Here is a 15,670-nt window from a genome sequence, read left to right on the forward strand (position 1 = left end):
CCGGACGAAGAACAACTGGCGGCTCGGCCTGATGGCCGGAGCCGTGACCACCGCTCTGGTCACCACCGCGTGCGCAGGCGCCGGCGGTGGTGGCGGTGGGGGTGGCGACGGTGAGGGCGAGTCGATCAACGTCCTCATGGTCGGGAACCCGCAGATGGTGGACATCCAGGAGCTCACCGCCGACACGTTCACCAAGGACACCGGCATCAAGGTGAACTACACCGTGCTGCCGGAGAACCAGCTGCGCGACAAGGTGACCCAGGACGTGGCCAGCCAGGCCGGCCAGTACGACCTGGCTACCGTGGGGGCCTACGAGACCGCCCTCTGGCAGGAGAACGGCTGGCTGCACGAGCTGAGCTCGTACGCCGACGGTGACGCCGCCTACGACAGTGCCGACCTGCTCAAGCCGGTGGCCGACAGCATCTCCGGCGAGGACGGCAAGCTCTACGCCCTGCCGTTCTACGGCGAGTCCTCGTTCCTGATGTACCGCAAGGACGTTCTCGAGGCCAAGGGTCTGGAGATGCCGGCCAAGCCCACCTGGGACGAGGTCGCCGACCTGGCCGCCGAGCTGGACGGCGCCGAGCCCGGCATGAAAGGCATCTGCCTGCGCGGCCTTCCGGGCTGGGGCGAGATGTTCGCCCCGCTGACCACGGTGGTCAACACCTTCGGCGGCACCTGGTTCACCGAGGACTGGCAGGCCCAGGTGAACTCGCCCGAGTTCACCGAGGCGGTCGAGTTCTACGTCGACCTGATCAACGAGCACGGCGAGGAGGGCGCGGCCCAGGCCGGGTTCACCGAGTGCCTGAACGCGATGAGCCAGAGCAAGGTGGCGATGTGGTACGACGCCACCTCGGCCGCCGGTTCGCTGGAGAACCCGGAGAGCAGCAAGGTCGTGGGCAAGGTCGGTTACGCCCCGGCCCCGGTCAAGGAGACCGAGAACAGCGGCTGGCTCTGGTCGTGGAACTGGGTCATGCCCAAGACCACCAAGAAGGCCGACGCGGCAGCCAAGTTCGCGCTCTGGGCGACCAGCAAGGACTACGAGAAGACGGTCGGCGAGGAGCTGGGCTGGAGCCGGGTGCCCTCGGGCAAGCGGGCCAGCACCTACGAGATCCCGGAGTACAAGGAGGCGGCCGGTGACTTCGGCCCGCTGACCCTGGAGGCGATCCAGAACGCCGACCCGACGAACCCGGGTGTGCAGCCGCGCCCGACCGTGGGCGTGCAGTACGTGACCATCCCCGAGTTCCAGGACCTGGGCACCAAGGTGTCGCAGTCGATCAGTGCGGCGCTGACCGGCTCGGGAACGGTGAAGGAGGCCCTGGACGCGGGGCAGAAGGAAGCCGAGGAAGTCGCCAAGAACTACCAGAACAAGTAGTACCCGGCCCCCGTCGTCTCGAAACCTGAGGAGTGGCAATGTCTACCGTTGCCGAAACGCATCAGGATGAGAACGCGGCTCCGCCGGCGCGCCGGGCCACCGGGACCTCATCGAGGTCCCGGTGGATCCGGCGCGCACCGCTGCTGCCGGCCCTCATCTTCACCATCGTCATCACCCAGATCCCGTTCCTGGTCACCCTGGTCATCTCCTCGCTGCACTGGAGTGCCCTGAACCCCGGGGACAAGAGCTTCCTGGGCCTGGGCAACTACAACGAGTTCGTCGGCCTGGACAACTACGTCACGGTCTTCACCGACGGCCGGCTGCGCAGCGCGGTGATCAACACGGTCACGCTGACCGTCGGGACGGTGGGCATCAGCCTGCTGCTCGGTCTCGGCCTGGCCATCCTGCTGGACCGGAAGTTCCCGGGCCGCGGCCTGGCCCGCACCCTGCTGATCGCCCCGTTCCTGATCATGCCGGTGGCCTCGGCCCTGCTCTGGAAGCACGCCATCTACAACCCCTCCTACGGTCTGATCAACGGCACCCTGAACTGGGTCTGGCAGCTGTTCGGGGCCGACCAGGGCCCGACCGTCGACTTCGTGTCCAACTACCCGATGCCCGCGGTGATCGCGGCGCTGGTCTGGCAGTGGACGCCGTTCATGATGCTGATCCTGCTGGCCGGTCTGCAGGCCCAGCCCACGGACATCATCGAGGCGGCCCGGGTCGACGGGGCCGGCGGCCTGAAGATCTTCCGCTACATCACGCTGCCGCACCTGCGGCAGTACCTGGAACTGGCCACCCTGCTCGGGGCGATCTACATCGTGCAGCACATCGACGCGGTGTTCTCGATCACCCAGGGCGGCCCGGGCAGTGCCACCACCAACCTGCCCTACGAGATCTACCTGACCACGTTCCGCAAGTTCGAGTACGGCGAGGCCGCGGCGGCCGGTGTGGTGACCGTGATCGGCACGATCATCGTGGCCACCTTCGCCCTGCGCGTGGTCAGCTCGCTCTTCCGAGAGGAGCAAGGCCGATGACCGCACCGACCCAGACCCGACCCGCAGCAACCGGTTCCGGTAGCAAGGGAACCCTGCTCAACCGCCGTAAGAAGGCCGGCCGGGGCGAGGGCGACATCGCCGAGAAGGGCGGTCTCGTCTGGACCACGGTGGCCTGGGTGGCCACCCTGCTGTTCTTCGCCCCGGTGGCCTGGATGGTGCTCACCTCGCTGCACAGCGAGGCGGACGCCGCGACCAACCCGCCCACCCTGTTCTCCGGCCTGTCGCTGGAGAACTACTCGGCCCTCTTCGACCGTGGGGTCGGGCCGTACCTGATCAACTCGGCGATGGCCAGCGTCGTCTCGACGCTGCTGGTGCTGCTGCTGGCCATCCCGGCGGCCTACGCGCTGTCGATCCGTCCGGTGGAGAAGTGGACGGACGTCATGTTCTTCTTCCTCTCCACCAAGTTCCTGCCCGCCATCGCCGCCCTGCTGCCGATCTACCTGCTGGTCAAGCGGATCGGGATGCTGGACAACATCTGGGTGCTGGTGATCCTCTACACCGCGATGAACCTGCCGATCGCGGTCTGGATGATGCAGTCGTTCCTGGCCGAGGTGCCGAAGGAGATCCTGGAGGCGGCCGAGGTCGACGGTGCCGGGGTACTGCGCTCGATCTGGAGCGTGGTGGTGCCGATCGTCACCCCCGGGATCGCGGCCACCGCCCTGATCTGTTTCATCTTCAGCTGGAACGAGTTCCTGTTCGCGGTGAACCTGACCGCCACCGTCTCCTCGACCACACCGGTGTTCCTGGTCGGCTTCATCAGCAGCCAGGGCCTGTTCCTGGCCAAGCTCTGCGCGGCCGCCACCCTGGTCTCGCTGCCGGTGCTGATCGCCGGTTTCGCCGCCCAGGACAAGCTGGTGCGCGGACTCTCGCTCGGCGCGGTCAAGTAGACCCCCGGTCTGGGGGCCGCCCTAACCAGCGGTTTCGGCGGCCTCCAGCCAGGCTTCTTCCAGTGCTTCCTTCTCGGCCGTGAGCTCCCGCAACTGGGCGTCGAGCTCGGCCACGGCGGCGAAGTCGGTGGCCTTCTCGGCCATCTGGGCGTGCAGCTTCTCCTCGCGCGCAGCAAGTTTCGAGATCTGGCGCTCCAGCCGGTTCATCTCCTTCTGGGCAGCCCGGGCGTCCGCGGCGGAAACCTTGCGCTCGGGTCGGCTCTCAGAAACTGAAGACGTCGGTGAGGCTTGCGCCTCTTCCTGGCGGGCCCGGAGGGTCAGGTACTCCTCGACCCCACCCGGCAGGTCGCGAATCTGACGGTCGCCGAGCAGGGCCACCTGGCGGTCGCACAACCGCTCCAGCAGATACCGGTCGTGGGAGACCACGATCAGCGTGCCCGGCCACTCGTCCAGCGTGTCCTCGATCGCCGCCAGCGTGTCGGTGTCCAGGTCGTTGGTCGGCTCGTCGAGCAGCAGCACGTTCGGCTCGCCCATCAGCAGGCGCAGCAGCTGCAGCCGGCGCCGCTCACCACCGGACAGGTCGCCCACCCGGGTCCAGATCTTGTCTTTAGTGAAGCCCAGCCGCTCCAGCAGCTGCCCGGCGGTGACGTCCTTGTTGCCGATCCGGACGGTGCCGCGGACCTTCTCGACCGCCTCCTGCACCTTCTGGTCGGCCACCGCGTCGAGCTCGCGCACGTCCTGGCTGAGAATCACCGCCTGGACGGTCTTTCCGCGCTTCACCCGGCCGCCGGTGGGCGTCGGGGCGTCCGGGCCGCCGAGCATCATCCGCATCAGCGTGGTCTTGCCCGAGCCGTTGACCCCGACGATGCCGATCCGGTCGCCCGGACCGAGGCGCCAGGTGACGTGCTCGAGAAGGGTTTTCGCCTCGTCGCCGGAACCCAGGGTGACGGTGACGTCCTCCAGGTCGATCACGTCTTTACCGAGCCGGGCGGTGGCCATCTTGGCCAGGTTCATCTGGTCGCGCGGCGGCGGCTCGTCGGCGATCAGCGACTCGGCCGCGTCGATCCGGAACCGCGGCTTGCTGGTCCGGGCCGGGGCCCCGCGCTGCAGCCAGGCCAGTTCCTTGCGCAGGGTGTTCTGGCGCCGTTCCTCGGTCACCGCGGCCACCCGGGCGCGCTCGGCGCGGGTCAGCGTGTAGGCCGCGTAACCGCCCTCGTAGCTGTCCACCACCCCGTCGTGGACCTCCCAGATGCTGCCGCAGACAGCGTCCAGGAACCACCGGTCGTGGGTGACCACCAGCAGCCCGCCGCGACCGGCCGGCCAGCGCTCGTTCAGGTGCCGGGCCAGCCAGGCCACACCCTCCACGTCCAGGTGGTTGGTCGGCTCGTCGAGCATCACCAGGTCGTGCTCACCGATCAGCAGGGCGGCCAGGCCGACCCGGCGCCGCTGACCACCGGAGAGCCGGCCGAACTTCGCGTCCAGCCCGCCGACCGCGGGCGCGTCGAGCCCGCCGAGGATCCCCCCGAGCACGTCGCGCACCCGGGCGTCACCGGCCCACTCGTGCGCCTCCAGCGACCCCATGACTGCTTGCCGCACAGTCATTTCCGGATCGAGCCGGTCTTCCTGCCAGAGCGCGCCGAGCCGCACGTCGCGGCCCCTGGTGACCCGGCCGCCGTCCGGTTCCTGACGGCGGGCGAGCACCCGGAGCAGGGTGGACTTGCCCTCGCCGTTCCGGCCGACCACACCGATCCGGTCACCGTCGTCCAGACCCAGCGACACCGCGTCCAAAAGCGTTCGGGAGCCGTGCACGACCGTGACGGACTCCGCATTGAGAAGGTGAGCCACTATCCCCGCACCGATTCGACAAGACGGGCACCGGGAACCGGGCCGTTGGCGCGGCGGACGTCGACCGCCGCACCGGAGGCGGTCAGGGCGACCGCCAGATCAAGGGCATGACTGGAGTCACGGGCCAGGAACACGGTGGTCGGGCCGGACCCGGAGACGATGCCACCGAGTGCACCCACCTTGCGGCCGATCTCCAGCGCCTGCTCCAGCTCGGGCGCCAGGGCCAGGGCGGCCGGCTGCAGTTCGTTGTGCAGGGTGGCGCCGAGCGCCTCGGCGTCACCGGCCCGCAGCGCGGCCATCAGCGCGTCGTCGATCTCGGGGACCGGCGTGGGCGGCGGGGCCTCGCCCGCCTCGCGCATCGCGTCGATCTTGCCGTAGACGCCCGGGGTGGACAGGCCGCGGCCGGCCAGGGCGATGACCCAGATGTACTCGCCGCGGGCCAGCACCGGCGTCAGGACCTCGCCCCGGCCCCCGCCGATCGCCGTGCCGCCGAGCAGCGAGAAGGGCACGTCCGAGCCGAGCTGGGCGGCGAGCCCGTGCAGCTGCTCGCGGTCGAGCCCGGCGTGCCAGAGCGCGTCGCAGGCGACCAGTGCGGCGGCCGCGTCGGCCGACCCCCCGGCCATGCCGCCGGCCACCGGGATGCCCTTGCGCAGCTCGAACGCCACGTCGGCCGACTCCAGGCCGATGTGCGCGGCCAGTAGCTCGGCCGCCTTGACCGCCAGGTTCGAGCCGTCGGTGGGCACCTCGTCGGCCTGGATGCCGTCGACCACGATCGAGACCCCGGAGCCGGGCTCGGTGGCCCGGGCGGTCAGGTCGTCGAACAGGGCCACCGCGTGGAACACGGTGGCCAGCTCGTGATAGCCGTCGTCCCGGACCGGGCCCACCCGCAACTCAAGATTGATCTTGGCGGGCGCCCGCACGATCACTGCTTCCGTCGCCGCCATGTCGCCACTCTATTCGAGCTTTGCGTTCCCCCCTCACCCAGCCCGGCCTCGCGCGCGGGCCCGCGCGCTTGACCTGCTGAACGCCGTCCCAAGCCCCCGCCCGCCCTGGGAAACACAACACGCCGAACCAGAAGTTGAGAAGGGTGCCGCAACGCTCACTGCACTCACCCCGCGAGGTGACCCCAGTCGTCCTCCAGTTCCGCCCAGCGGCCCTGCGCGGCCGAACGCCCGTTGACCATCACCACCACCCGGTCGGCCCGCTCCAGCGCCGCCCGCTTGGACGTCGAGCCGACCACCGTCACGCCGTGCTCCCGCAGCGCCTGCCACAGGTCCAGCTCGGTGGCCACGTCCAGCGCCGAGGACACGTCGTCGGCGACCAGCAGCTCGGTGCGCGGGGCCAGCGCCCGGGCCAGGGCCAGCCGCTGCAGCTGACCGCCGGACAGCCGGGTGCCCTTGTGGCCGATCATCAGGCCCAGGCCCGCGCCGGAGTCCTTCAGGTCCCGCTCCAGCTGGGCGGTCGCCACCGCGGTGGCCACCTCCACGTCGTGGCCCAGGGCGATGTTGTCGGCGATCGTGCCGGACAGCACCCGGGGCACCTGGCCGACATAACCCACCTGGTTCGGCCGCAGGAACCGCGCCGGCTCGGTGACCTCGGAACCGTTCCAGGCCAGCGACCCGGTGTGGTGCACGATCCCGGCCAGGGCCCGCAGCAGCGAGGACTTGCCCGCGCCGACCGGGCCGACCACCAGCACCAGCTCGCCCTGCCGCACGGTGAGGTCCACGTCGCGGGCCCCGACGATGCCGTCCTCGTGCACCGCGGTGAAGCGGGACAGAGTGAGTTCGCGCAGCGGCTCGCGCGAGGGCAGCACCGGGCTCGGCGCGGTACCGGCCGAGATGTCCAGGTCGGCCACCGGCGCCGAGTAGTTGGTGCCGCCGATCATCGCGTGCGTGCGCTCGGTCCAGACCCGGGCCGAGGGCAGCTGGGACACGAACGCCGCCGTGGTCCAGGCGAACCAGCGGGCCGAGCCCAGGGTGGACACCGCGATCAGCACCCCGGCCGCGTTCAGGCCGCCGGTCAGGTAGACCGCCCAGGCCCCGATCGGCAGCAGGCCGGTGGTCAGCGCCGGGGTGGAGCGCGACCAGACCTGGATCATGATCTCGTCGCGCTGCCGGTCGCTGCGCACCCGGTCGAGCCCGGCCAGGTGGTCCAGCACCGGCCCGGTGGCCCCGCTCAGCTTCACCGTGCGGGAGGCCGACAGCGACGAGACCAGCGAGGTGGCGAACGCCGCGCGGGCCTTCACCGTGCGGTTGGCCGCCTTTTCCAGCTTCGGCCCGAACAGGGTGGCCGCGAGCCCGGACAGCACCATCGTGGCCAGGAAGAACAGGGCCGGCACGATCGAGCCGGAGATCGCCGTCATCGCGGCCATGACCAGGATCGCGATCCCGTTGTCCATGGCGTTGTCGGCCAGCTGCACCACCCGCTCGGTGTCGCCGGACTGCGCGATCACCGCTGCCGGGGTGTGGTTGCTGACCCGCCGCTCACCGGTCTGGGCGTGTGTGAGCCGGGCGCTGATCCGCAGCATCTGGCGCACCCACCACTCCGGGAACCAGCGGTCCGGGAACCACGGCAGCGGGGCGGTGACCAGCAGCGCGGCCACGATCCCGGCGGCCGGCCAGAACATCCCACCCTCGCCGTCGACCAGATCGGCCCAGAGCCAGGGCAGCACCGAGCCGTCCAGGCCGAGCAGCAGCATGACCAGGAACACCCCGAGCGCGCCCATCCCGTAGCGCGGGTCGTTGCGCAGCAGCCGCAGGATCTCGGACACCGTGGAACCGCGCACCGGCTCCCCGGCGGGCGGCGGGTCGGTCCGGCCCGGCGCCTGGGAGGCCGCCTGCACCGGAAGCTCGGGAGCGTCGGCGAGCAGCACTCCCGAACGCTGAGCCGGGACCCCGGCCGAGACCAGCTCCGGGGCCCGCATCCGGCTGGTCTCGGCGAGCTGGGCGAACCGCTCCGAGCGGGCCAGCGGACCGGCCTCGACCACCCGGCCGTTCTCCAGCACGACCACCTCGTCGCAGTCGGCCACCGACGAGAGCCGGTGCGCGATCACGATGCCGATCCGGCCCTCCAGCAGCCGCGCCGAGGCCCGCTGCACCTGCAGTTCAGTGACCGGGTCCATCCGGGCGGTGGCCTCGTCGAGGATCACCAGGTGCGGGTCGCGCACCAGGATCCGGCCGAAGGCCACCAGCTGCTCCTGCCCGGCGCTGAGCACGTAGCCCTCGTCGCCCAGGCGGGTGTCCAGCCCGTCCGGCAGCCCGGCCACCCAGTTCTCCAGGCCCAGCTCGGCCATCACCCGGCCGGCCGAGCCGACCAGCTCGGGGTCGAACAACGCGATGTTCTCGGCCAGGGTGCCGGCCAGGATCTCGGTGCGTTGCGGCACCACCGCCACCCAGCGCCGCAGCAGCTCCAGGTCGATCCCGGTGAGGTCGGTGCCGGCCAGGTGCACGGTGCCCGGCGGCACCGCGACCGAGCGGGTGAGGATCTTGGTCAGCGTGGACTTGCCCGACCCGGTGCGGCCGATCAGCGCGTACGAGCGGCCCGGCACGAAGGTCAGCGACACGTCGTGCAGCACCGGGCCCCGCCCCGAGTCGTCGTCGCTGCCCGGGTAGGCGAAAGTCAGGTTCTTCAGCACCAGTTCGCCCTCGGCGGGCACGTCCCCGCCGACCGGCTCGACCTCGGCCGAGGCCAGCTGCTGCACCCGGCTCCAGGCGCCCAGCGCCTGTTGCAGGTGCGGCACCATCCGGCTGATGTGGTCGACGGTGGCGCCGAAAGCCAGGGCCAGCAGCCAGAGTGAGGTGAGCCGGGCCCCGTCGACGTGACCGGCCTGCAGCGCCCAGACGCCGGCCACCACCACCAGGACGATCGACGTCCGCACCACGAACGAGGCGACCACCGCCAGTTTCGCGCTCAGCCGCCAGACCACCCGGCCCCGGGCCAGCACCTGGCTGGCCCGGTCGGCGTACAGCCGCAGCACGTAGGGCCGGCCCAGCGTGGTGCGCACGTCGTCCTGGCCGTGGATCGACTCCTCCATCACCGCCGCCAGGTCCGACCAGGCCTCCTCCTCGCGCATCCGGGCCGGGTTGATCCGCTGGATCGGCCCCGCCAGCGTCTTCACCATCAGGGCGACGACGAGCGTCATGCCGACACCGGCCGGCCACCAGACGAAGAACGCGGTGACGATGGAAAGGACGGCCACGGTGAGGCTCTGGAAGATCCGCAGGCCGGTGTTCCGCATCTCGCTGGCAACCTGGTAGATGTCGCCGTCGATCCGGTCGAGCAGCTCCCCCACCGGGGTGCCCTCGAGGGTCTGCAACGGCTGGGCGAAGGCCACCCGGCACAGCCGGCGGCGCAGGTCGGCCGACCAGTCGGCGGTCAGCCCGGCGGCGATCATGTTGACCGCCAGATCGCCCACCACGGTCAGCGACAGACCGATCGCCAGCAGGGTGAACATCAGCCAGGAGCGCTCCACCAGCACCGGCCCGGCCAGCGCGGTGGCCACCGCCTGCCCGGCGCCGCCGAGGATCACCAGCGCCACCACCACTGCGCACCGACGAGGTGAGGTCTGCCAGAGATCTCGGAGCAGGCGCATGACAGACGGATCCTTAGGGAGGCTGGGGGCGGCCTCCCTACACTGCCGTCAGATGTGCCTGCGGCTCAAACGAATTTTCGGGGTACTGAACGTCTGAGCACGCGAGGACTGCCCCGGAATCTCCAGGAGGGCCGCCCGCCGGTCCAGGTCGATGCTGATCGAGCTCATCGTGGACACGCTGATGGTGGGCGTGCCCGGAGTCTCACTGTCGGTCGTCGGCATGGGCAGACGCTACGACCCCGGAACGCGCCACGCCTCCCGGCGACACGGACATATCGTCACCCTGGCGAGAGAATCCGCCGTAAGGACCGTGCGGACGGCCCGCGAACGGCCGGTGTTCAGAGATTCTGGGTGAGGTTCAGGGTGGTGCCGTCCGGGTCCTGCGCGTGCGCCACCCGCTGCCCCCAGGGCATGTCGTTGGCCGGGCCCAGCACCTTTCCGCCGGCCGCCTCGACCTTCACCGCGGTGACGTCGGCGTCGGCCACCTCGATGGCCAGCAGCACCCGTCCCGGCTCACCGGCCGGCATCTGCGGTTCGGAGACGATGCCGAACTCGCTGTCGCCGATCTTCAGGCCGACGTAAAACACGTCTCCCTCGGCCGGCTCCCGGGAGGTCTCGGTGGCCCCGAACACCTGCGTGTAGAACGCGGTGAGCCGGGCCACGTCCGCGGTCATCAGCATCGGCTGGATCGTCGGCATGACGACGAAGCTAGCGTGCGGCGGCCAGGGCGGCGAACTGTTCCACGGTGAGTCGTTCGCCCCGGGTCTTCGGGTCGATCCCGGCCTTGCGCAGAGCGGCCTCGGCGGCGTCGGCCGAACCGGCCCAGCCGGCCAGGGCGGCCCGCAGGGTCTTGCGGCGCTGGGCGAAGGCCGCGTCGACGCAGGCGAACACCTCTTCCCGGCTGACGTCGGCGACCGGGTGCGGGCGGGCGGTGAACTGCACCAGGCCCGACTCCACGTTGGGCACCGGCCAGAACACCTGCCGGGAGACCGCGCCGGCCCAGCGCACGTCGGCGTACCAGGCGGCCTTGACCGAGGGCACCCCGTAAGCCTTCTCACCCGGCCGGGCGGCCAGTCGGTCGGCCACCTCGGCCTGCACCATCACCAGCCCCGAGCGCAGGGTGGGGATGCGTTCCAGCAGGGTGAGCAGCACCGGCACGGCCACGTTGTAGGGCAGGTTGGCGACCACGGCGGTGGGGGTGCGCCCGTCGACCTCCAGCTGGGCGGCCTGCACCAGCAGGGCGTCCGACTCGACGATGCTGAAGCGGGCGGCCACCTCGGGCGGGCAGCGGGTGGCGATCGTGGCCGGCAGCTCGGCGGCCAGCTTGGGGTCGATCTCCACCGCGACCACCTGCGCCCCGGTCTCCAGCAGGGCCAGGGTCAGCGAGCCCAGGCCCGGGCCGATCTCGGTGACCAGGTCGTCCGGGCCGATCTCGGCCAGCCGGGCGATCCGGCGCACGGTGTTGGCGTCGACCACGAAGTTCTGCCCGAGCTGCTTGGTCGGGCGGACGTCGAGCCGTCCGGCCAGCTGACGGATGTCGGCGGGGCCAAGCAGGGCCGGAGACGTCGTGGACACAGCCGCCGACCTTACCTTCCCGAGTCGGGCACCGACCAAAGGACGGGTGTGGGCCTCAGGGCCCACACCCGTCCTCAGGTGGGTTGTTGCGTTGTGGTCAGAGCCGCTTGCCGCAGACCGGCCACTGACCGGCGCCGGCCTTGTTGTACAGAATCTGCGCCCGCTTGGTCTGCTCGGAGGCGCTGGCGTCGGCCGGGTTGCCCGAGCCGCCCACCGACTGCCAGGTGCTCAGGCTGAACTGGTACAGCCCGTAGTAGCCGGCCGGGTTGACCGCCGAGGGGTTGCCACCGGACTCGCACTCGGCCAGCGCGGCCCAGTTCAGCCCGGAGGCGGCGCCGCCGGCGCTGCCACCGCCCGAAGAGCTGCCACCGGAGGACGTGGCCGGGCGGGCCTTGGTGCCGACCTGGACGACCTCGGTCACCGGCTTGCGGGTGACGTCGGTGTCGATCAGCTTGCGCTTGGTGATCTTGCCGTCGGTCTTCGTGATCTGCCAGACCGACTTCTGCACGCCGTCGCGGCCCTCGGTGACCACCTTCGACTGGCCCTCGTAGAGCTTGCTGGTCTCGGTGCGGCGGGTCTTGTGCTCGACCGAACCGGTCTTGGTGACCTCGTCGCGGGTGACCCGGGCCAGCTTGACGGTCAGGCCGTCACGCAGCGGGGTGCTCGGCACCTGGGACAGCTTGTCCAGCGAGCCGACCTTCACCTTCTCGTCGGTCAGCAGGTCGGAGACCGTGGCCGCGGTGGTGGTGATCTTCTCGCGCTCGCCGTCGGCCACCAGCGTGACCGCCTTGGGCGTGGTCAGCGACATGGTCAGGCCGGCCCGGTCGATCCGGGCGGAGCGGGAGGCGGAGAGCTCGGCGCCCTCGGAACGCACCCCGAGAGCCAGCAGCGCCTTGTCCACGCTGAGCTCGGTGGTCCAGAAGGTCTTCTCTTCGCCGTCGACCGTGAGCTTCAGGGGGCGCGCGTAGCGCACGACCACGGTGTCGCCCTCGCCGACCTTGCTGTCGACGGCCGGGGCGACCAGGTCGCGCTCGCGGACCTGGATGTTCTGGTCGGCCAGGATGTCGGCCACGTCGGTGGAGAACGTGCTGATCTCGGTCGTCCGGCCGTCGACGGAGAGGGTGATGGTCTTGTTCGCCTGGCTGTACCAGACGCTGCCGCCGACCGCTGCGGCGAGAACTGCTGCCTGCGCGATGTACCGCGCGGGTCTGCTGTGGACGAGCGAGCGCACGATGCTCCAAGCCTCGTACTCCCCGGGCACGGTCGGCGGAGGCGATCCGGAGGGTTGATCGCGGGTCCGGACCACCCTCGCGGGTGGCCCGGTTCTCCGCCGGGAGGGTCCGATCCCGGCTGTCGACCGCACACCGTAATCGAACCGCAACCGATTCCCAAGCCGAAGTTGCCGGCCCGGATCTCGGCGCGGACCCACCCGAAACCGATCAACGCAGGTCAGGACGGCTTCTGCGCGGCTGCCCGAGGGGCGGAAAATAGTGCGCTTCAGGGCTTTCGGCGACCCCCGAAAACGTGACACCGCGAGATGTCACGAACTCCCCCGTAGATCGTCCCGGTTGGGCTAGAGGAGCACTCGTTCACCACGGGTCACCACTGTCCGTAAACCGTTTCGGAGGTGGCGCTGAGAGTGGCGCACATCTCGTCCAGATCGCGGCCCAGCGTCTCGGCCATGAACCGCACCGTGAGCGGCACCAGGTAGCTGGCGTTCGGACGTCCGCGGTGGGGCATGGGAGTCAGGTAGGGGGCGTCGGTCTCGACCATCACCTGCTCCAGCGGCACCGCGGCCAGCGCCTCGCGCAGGTCGGCGGCGTTCTTGAACGTCACCGTGCCGGCGAACGACAGGTACCAGCCTCGGTCGGCGGCCAGCCGGGCCATCGCCGCATCGCCGGAAAAGCAGTGGAACACCGTCTTTTCCGGCGCCCCTTCCGATTCCAGCACCCGGATCACGTCGTCGTGCGCATCCCGGTCGTGGATCTGCAGCGCCTTGCCCAGCCGCTTGGCGAGGTCGATGTGCCGACGGAAACTCTCCTCCTGCGCAGCCCGGCCGGCCTCGTCGTCCACCCAGTAGTGGTCCAGGCCGGTCTCCCCCACCACCCGGACACGGGGATGCTCGGCGAGCTTCTCGATCTCGTCGAAGGCGGTCGTGAAGTCGCCCGCTGCAGCATGTTTCGTTGCTTCAGTGGGGTGCAGGGCCACACCACCGAGCAACTGCGGGAACCGGTCCACGGCCTGCACGGTCCAGCGAGCGGCCGGAAGGTCGCAGCCGATCTGCACCATCCGCGTCACGTTCACCGAAACCGCTTGCGTGATCAGCGCTTCCACGGCCTCGAACTGCGCGACCTCACCGACGTCGGTGCCCCGCACGTGGTCGAGGTGGGTGTGGTTGTCCACCACCGGCAGCGGGAGCGCCGGCGGGACCGGGACAGGGCCGTCGTTGTTCTTCTTCTTACTCATCAACAGACCAATGGGGGACGTGCGTGGGCACCAGGCCCACACATGTCCCCCATTTGCTCCTTACTTGTCTTTGTCGGCCAGCCGCGCGAGCTCTTCCTCGATCACGGACTCGTCCAGCTTGCGGAAGATCGGGGTGGGCGCGGGCACCGCCGTGCCCGGCACGATCGGCGCCGACTCCCAGGCCGCCACCGTCTCGCCGAGCTTGTAGTTGCCCATCAGCACCGGGTAGCCCTGGCCACCGTCGAGATCCTCCACCTCACGGATCTCCGGCAGCGGGGAGACCGTGCCGGTGCCGCCCAGCGCCTCGTGCACCAGCTGCGAACTGTGCGGCAGGAACGGCGACAGCAGCACCCGGCAGTCGTTGATCGCCTGCGCCGCGACGTGCAGCACCGTCTTCATCCGCTCGAAGTCGGTCTTCTTCAGCTTCCACGGCTCGGTCTCGGACAGGTAGCGGTTGACCTCCGCCACCACCCGCATCGCCTCGGTCAGTGCGGCCTTCTGCTTGTGCGTGGCCAGCAGCTCGCCGACCGTGGCGAAACCCGCCTTCGTGGTCTCCAGCACGGCCTGGTCGATCGGCTGCAGCTCACCGGCCTCGGGGATGGCGCCCAGGTTCTTGTGGATCAGCGAGGCGGTGCGGTTGACCAGGTTGCCCCAGCCGGCGACCAGCTCGTCGTTGGTGCGGCGGACGAACTCGGCCCAGGTGAAGTCGGTGTCCTGGTTCTCCGGCCCGGCCGCGCAGATGAAGTAGCGCAGCGCGTCGGGCTGGTAGCGGGACAGGATGTCGCGCACGTAGATGACCACGCCGCGGCTGGAGGAGAACTGCTTGCCCTCCATGGTCAGGAACTCGCTGCTGACCACCTCGGTGGGCAGGTTCAGCTCACCGAACTCACCCGGCTCGCCGCCCTTGGCCCCCTTGCCCGCGTAGGCCAGCAGCTCGGCCGGCCAGATCTGCGAGTGGAAGGTGATGTTGTCCTTGCCCATGAAGTAGTTGGACACGGCGCTGGAGTCGTTCCACCACTTGCGCCACTGCTCCGGGTCGTCGGTGCGGCGGGCCCACTCGATCGAGGCCGAGAGGTAGCCGACGACGGCGTCGAACCAGACGTACAGACGCTTGTGCGAGTTCTCTTCCCAGCCCGGCAGCGGCACCGGGATGCCCCAGTCGATGTCCCGGGTCATCGCCCGGGGCTTCAGGTCGTCGAGCAGGTTGAGCGAGAACTTCAGGACGTTGGGACGCCAGCCCTCACGGGTGCGCAGCCAGTCGCCGAGCGCCTCGGCCAGCGCGGGCAGGTCGAGGAAGAAGTGCGTGGTCTCGACGAACTTCGGCGTCTCCCCGTTGATCCGGCTCTTCGGGTCGATCAGGTCGGACGGGTCGAGCTGGTTGCCGCAGTTGTCGCACTGGTCGCCCCGGGCCGAGGTGAACCCGCAGATCGGGCAGGTGCCCTCGATGTACCGGTCGGGCAGGGTGCGCCCGGTGGACGGCGAGACCGCCCCGGTGGTGGTCTGCTCGATCATGTAGCCGTTGGCGTGGTCGGTGCGGAACAGCTTCTGCGCAACGGTGTAGTGGTTGCGGGTGGTGGTGCGGGTGAACAGGTCGTAGGACAGGCCGAGAGCGTGCAGGTCCTCGACGATCATGCGGTTGTAGCGGTCGGCCAGCTCGCGCGGCGACACACCCTCCTGCTCGGCCTGGACCAGGATCGGCGTGCCGTGCTCGTCGGTGCCGCTCACCATCAGCACGTCGTGACCCGCCATCCGCATGTAGCGGCTGTAGACGTCGGAGGGCACGCCGAAGCCGGCGACATGGCCGATGTGACGAGGGCCGTTGGCGTAGGGCCAAGCGACCGCGGTGAGGATCCTGGTCATGCCTTAGATCTTTCCACGT

Annotated in this window: 12 protein-coding genes; 3 read left to right on the forward strand and 9 right to left on the reverse strand. The window is 70.1% G+C overall.

Annotated features, from left to right (window positions below; translation table 11 throughout):
• Window positions 1-31: 31 nt before the first annotated feature.
• The 3 genes from LWF15_RS06195 to LWF15_RS06205 are packed head-to-tail and all read left to right on the forward strand — an operon-like array spanning window position 32 to window position 3,314.
• On the forward strand, window positions 32-1,372 hold the full coding sequence (locus tag LWF15_RS06195) for an ABC transporter substrate-binding protein (protein WP_269809730.1): 1,341 nt from the start codon (window positions 32-34) through the stop codon (window positions 1,370-1,372).
• A gap of 38 nt (window positions 1,373-1,410) precedes the next feature.
• On the forward strand, window positions 1,411-2,406 hold the full coding sequence (locus LWF15_RS06200; protein WP_232809396.1) for a carbohydrate ABC transporter permease: 996 nt from the start codon (window positions 1,411-1,413) through the stop codon (window positions 2,404-2,406).
• Window positions 2,403-3,314 carry a carbohydrate ABC transporter permease gene (locus LWF15_RS06205; protein ID WP_232809397.1) on the forward strand — a complete coding sequence of 304 codons (912 nt, stop codon included), beginning with the start codon at window positions 2,403-2,405 and terminating at the stop codon, window positions 3,312-3,314. The genes LWF15_RS06200 and LWF15_RS06205 overlap by 4 nt, the downstream gene beginning before the upstream one ends.
• Window positions 3,315-3,335: 21 nt before the next feature.
• Here LWF15_RS06205 and LWF15_RS06210 read toward each other — a convergent pair whose 3' ends face one another.
• From LWF15_RS06210 to metG, 9 genes are all read right to left on the reverse strand, one after another.
• Window positions 3,336-5,159, reverse strand: a complete 1,824-nt coding sequence (locus LWF15_RS06210) for an ABC-F family ATP-binding cassette domain-containing protein (RefSeq protein WP_408622665.1) — start codon at window positions 5,157-5,159, stop codon at window positions 3,336-3,338.
• The gene (locus tag LWF15_RS06215) at window positions 5,159-6,103 is read right to left on the reverse strand and encodes a 4-(cytidine 5'-diphospho)-2-C-methyl-D-erythritol kinase (protein WP_232809399.1); all 945 of its coding nucleotides are present in this window, start codon (window positions 6,101-6,103) and stop codon (window positions 5,159-5,161) included. Before LWF15_RS06215 ends, LWF15_RS06210 begins: the two co-directional genes overlap by 1 nt.
• A 164-nt stretch (window positions 6,104-6,267) precedes the next feature.
• Window positions 6,268-9,750, reverse strand: coding sequence for an ATP-binding cassette domain-containing protein (locus LWF15_RS06220; protein ID WP_232809400.1), 3,483 nt, complete (start codon window positions 9,748-9,750; stop codon window positions 6,268-6,270).
• Between the two features lie 48 nt (window positions 9,751-9,798).
• Window positions 9,799-9,972 (reverse strand): hypothetical protein, encoded by a 174-nt coding sequence (locus LWF15_RS06225; RefSeq protein WP_232809401.1) that lies wholly within the window; start codon window positions 9,970-9,972, stop codon window positions 9,799-9,801.
• A 116-nt stretch (window positions 9,973-10,088) separates the two neighbouring features.
• The gene (locus LWF15_RS06230) at window positions 10,089-10,448 is read right to left on the reverse strand and encodes a VOC family protein (protein WP_232809402.1); all 360 of its coding nucleotides are present in this window, start codon (window positions 10,446-10,448) and stop codon (window positions 10,089-10,091) included.
• Window positions 10,449-10,458: 10 nt separating this feature from the next.
• Window positions 10,459-11,325, reverse strand: a complete 867-nt coding sequence (rsmA, locus tag LWF15_RS06235) for a 16S rRNA (adenine(1518)-N(6)/adenine(1519)-N(6))-dimethyltransferase RsmA (protein ID WP_232809403.1) — start codon at window positions 11,323-11,325, stop codon at window positions 10,459-10,461.
• Between the two features lie 97 nt (window positions 11,326-11,422).
• Window positions 11,423-12,556, reverse strand: a complete 1,134-nt coding sequence (locus LWF15_RS36055) for a ubiquitin-like domain-containing protein (protein ID WP_332879877.1) — start codon at window positions 12,554-12,556, stop codon at window positions 11,423-11,425.
• 368 nt (window positions 12,557-12,924) lie between these two features.
• Window positions 12,925-13,791 carry a TatD family hydrolase gene (locus tag LWF15_RS06250; protein ID WP_232809404.1) on the reverse strand — a complete coding sequence of 289 codons (867 nt, stop codon included), beginning with the start codon at window positions 13,789-13,791 and terminating at the stop codon, window positions 12,925-12,927.
• 60 nt (window positions 13,792-13,851) lie between these two features.
• Complete coding sequence (metG, locus tag LWF15_RS06255; protein ID WP_232809405.1) at window positions 13,852-15,651, reverse strand: methionine--tRNA ligase; 1,800 nt, start codon at window positions 15,649-15,651, stop codon at window positions 13,852-13,854.
• Between the last annotated feature and the right edge of the window lie 19 nt (window positions 15,652-15,670).

Source organism: Kineosporia rhizophila (assembly GCF_021277265.1).
Taxonomy (GTDB): domain Bacteria; phylum Actinomycetota; class Actinomycetes; order Actinomycetales; family Kineosporiaceae; genus Kineosporia; species Kineosporia rhizophila.

Coding starts and splice junctions, on each gene's coding strand:
- LWF15_RS06215 (WP_232809399.1), bottom strand. CDS start 6,103: ATGGCGGCGACGGAAGCAGTGATCGTGCGGGCGCCCGCCAAGATCAAT.
- LWF15_RS06225 (WP_232809401.1), bottom strand. CDS start 9,972: ATGCCGACGACCGACAGTGAGACTCCGGGCACGCCCACCATCAGCGTG.
- LWF15_RS06195 (WP_269809730.1), top strand. CDS start 32: ATGGCCGGAGCCGTGACCACCGCTCTGGTCACCACCGCGTGCGCAGGC.
- LWF15_RS06200 (WP_232809396.1), top strand. CDS start 1,411: ATGTCTACCGTTGCCGAAACGCATCAGGATGAGAACGCGGCTCCGCCG.
- metG (WP_232809405.1), bottom strand. CDS start 15,651: ATGACCAGGATCCTCACCGCGGTCGCTTGGCCCTACGCCAACGGCCCT.
- LWF15_RS06230 (WP_232809402.1), bottom strand. CDS start 10,448: ATGCCGACGATCCAGCCGATGCTGATGACCGCGGACGTGGCCCGGCTC.
- LWF15_RS06205 (WP_232809397.1), top strand. CDS start 2,403: ATGACCGCACCGACCCAGACCCGACCCGCAGCAACCGGTTCCGGTAGC.
- LWF15_RS06220 (WP_232809400.1), bottom strand. CDS start 9,750: ATGCGCCTGCTCCGAGATCTCTGGCAGACCTCACCTCGTCGGTGCGCA.
- LWF15_RS06250 (WP_232809404.1), bottom strand. CDS start 13,791: ATGAGTAAGAAGAAGAACAACGACGGCCCTGTCCCGGTCCCGCCGGCG.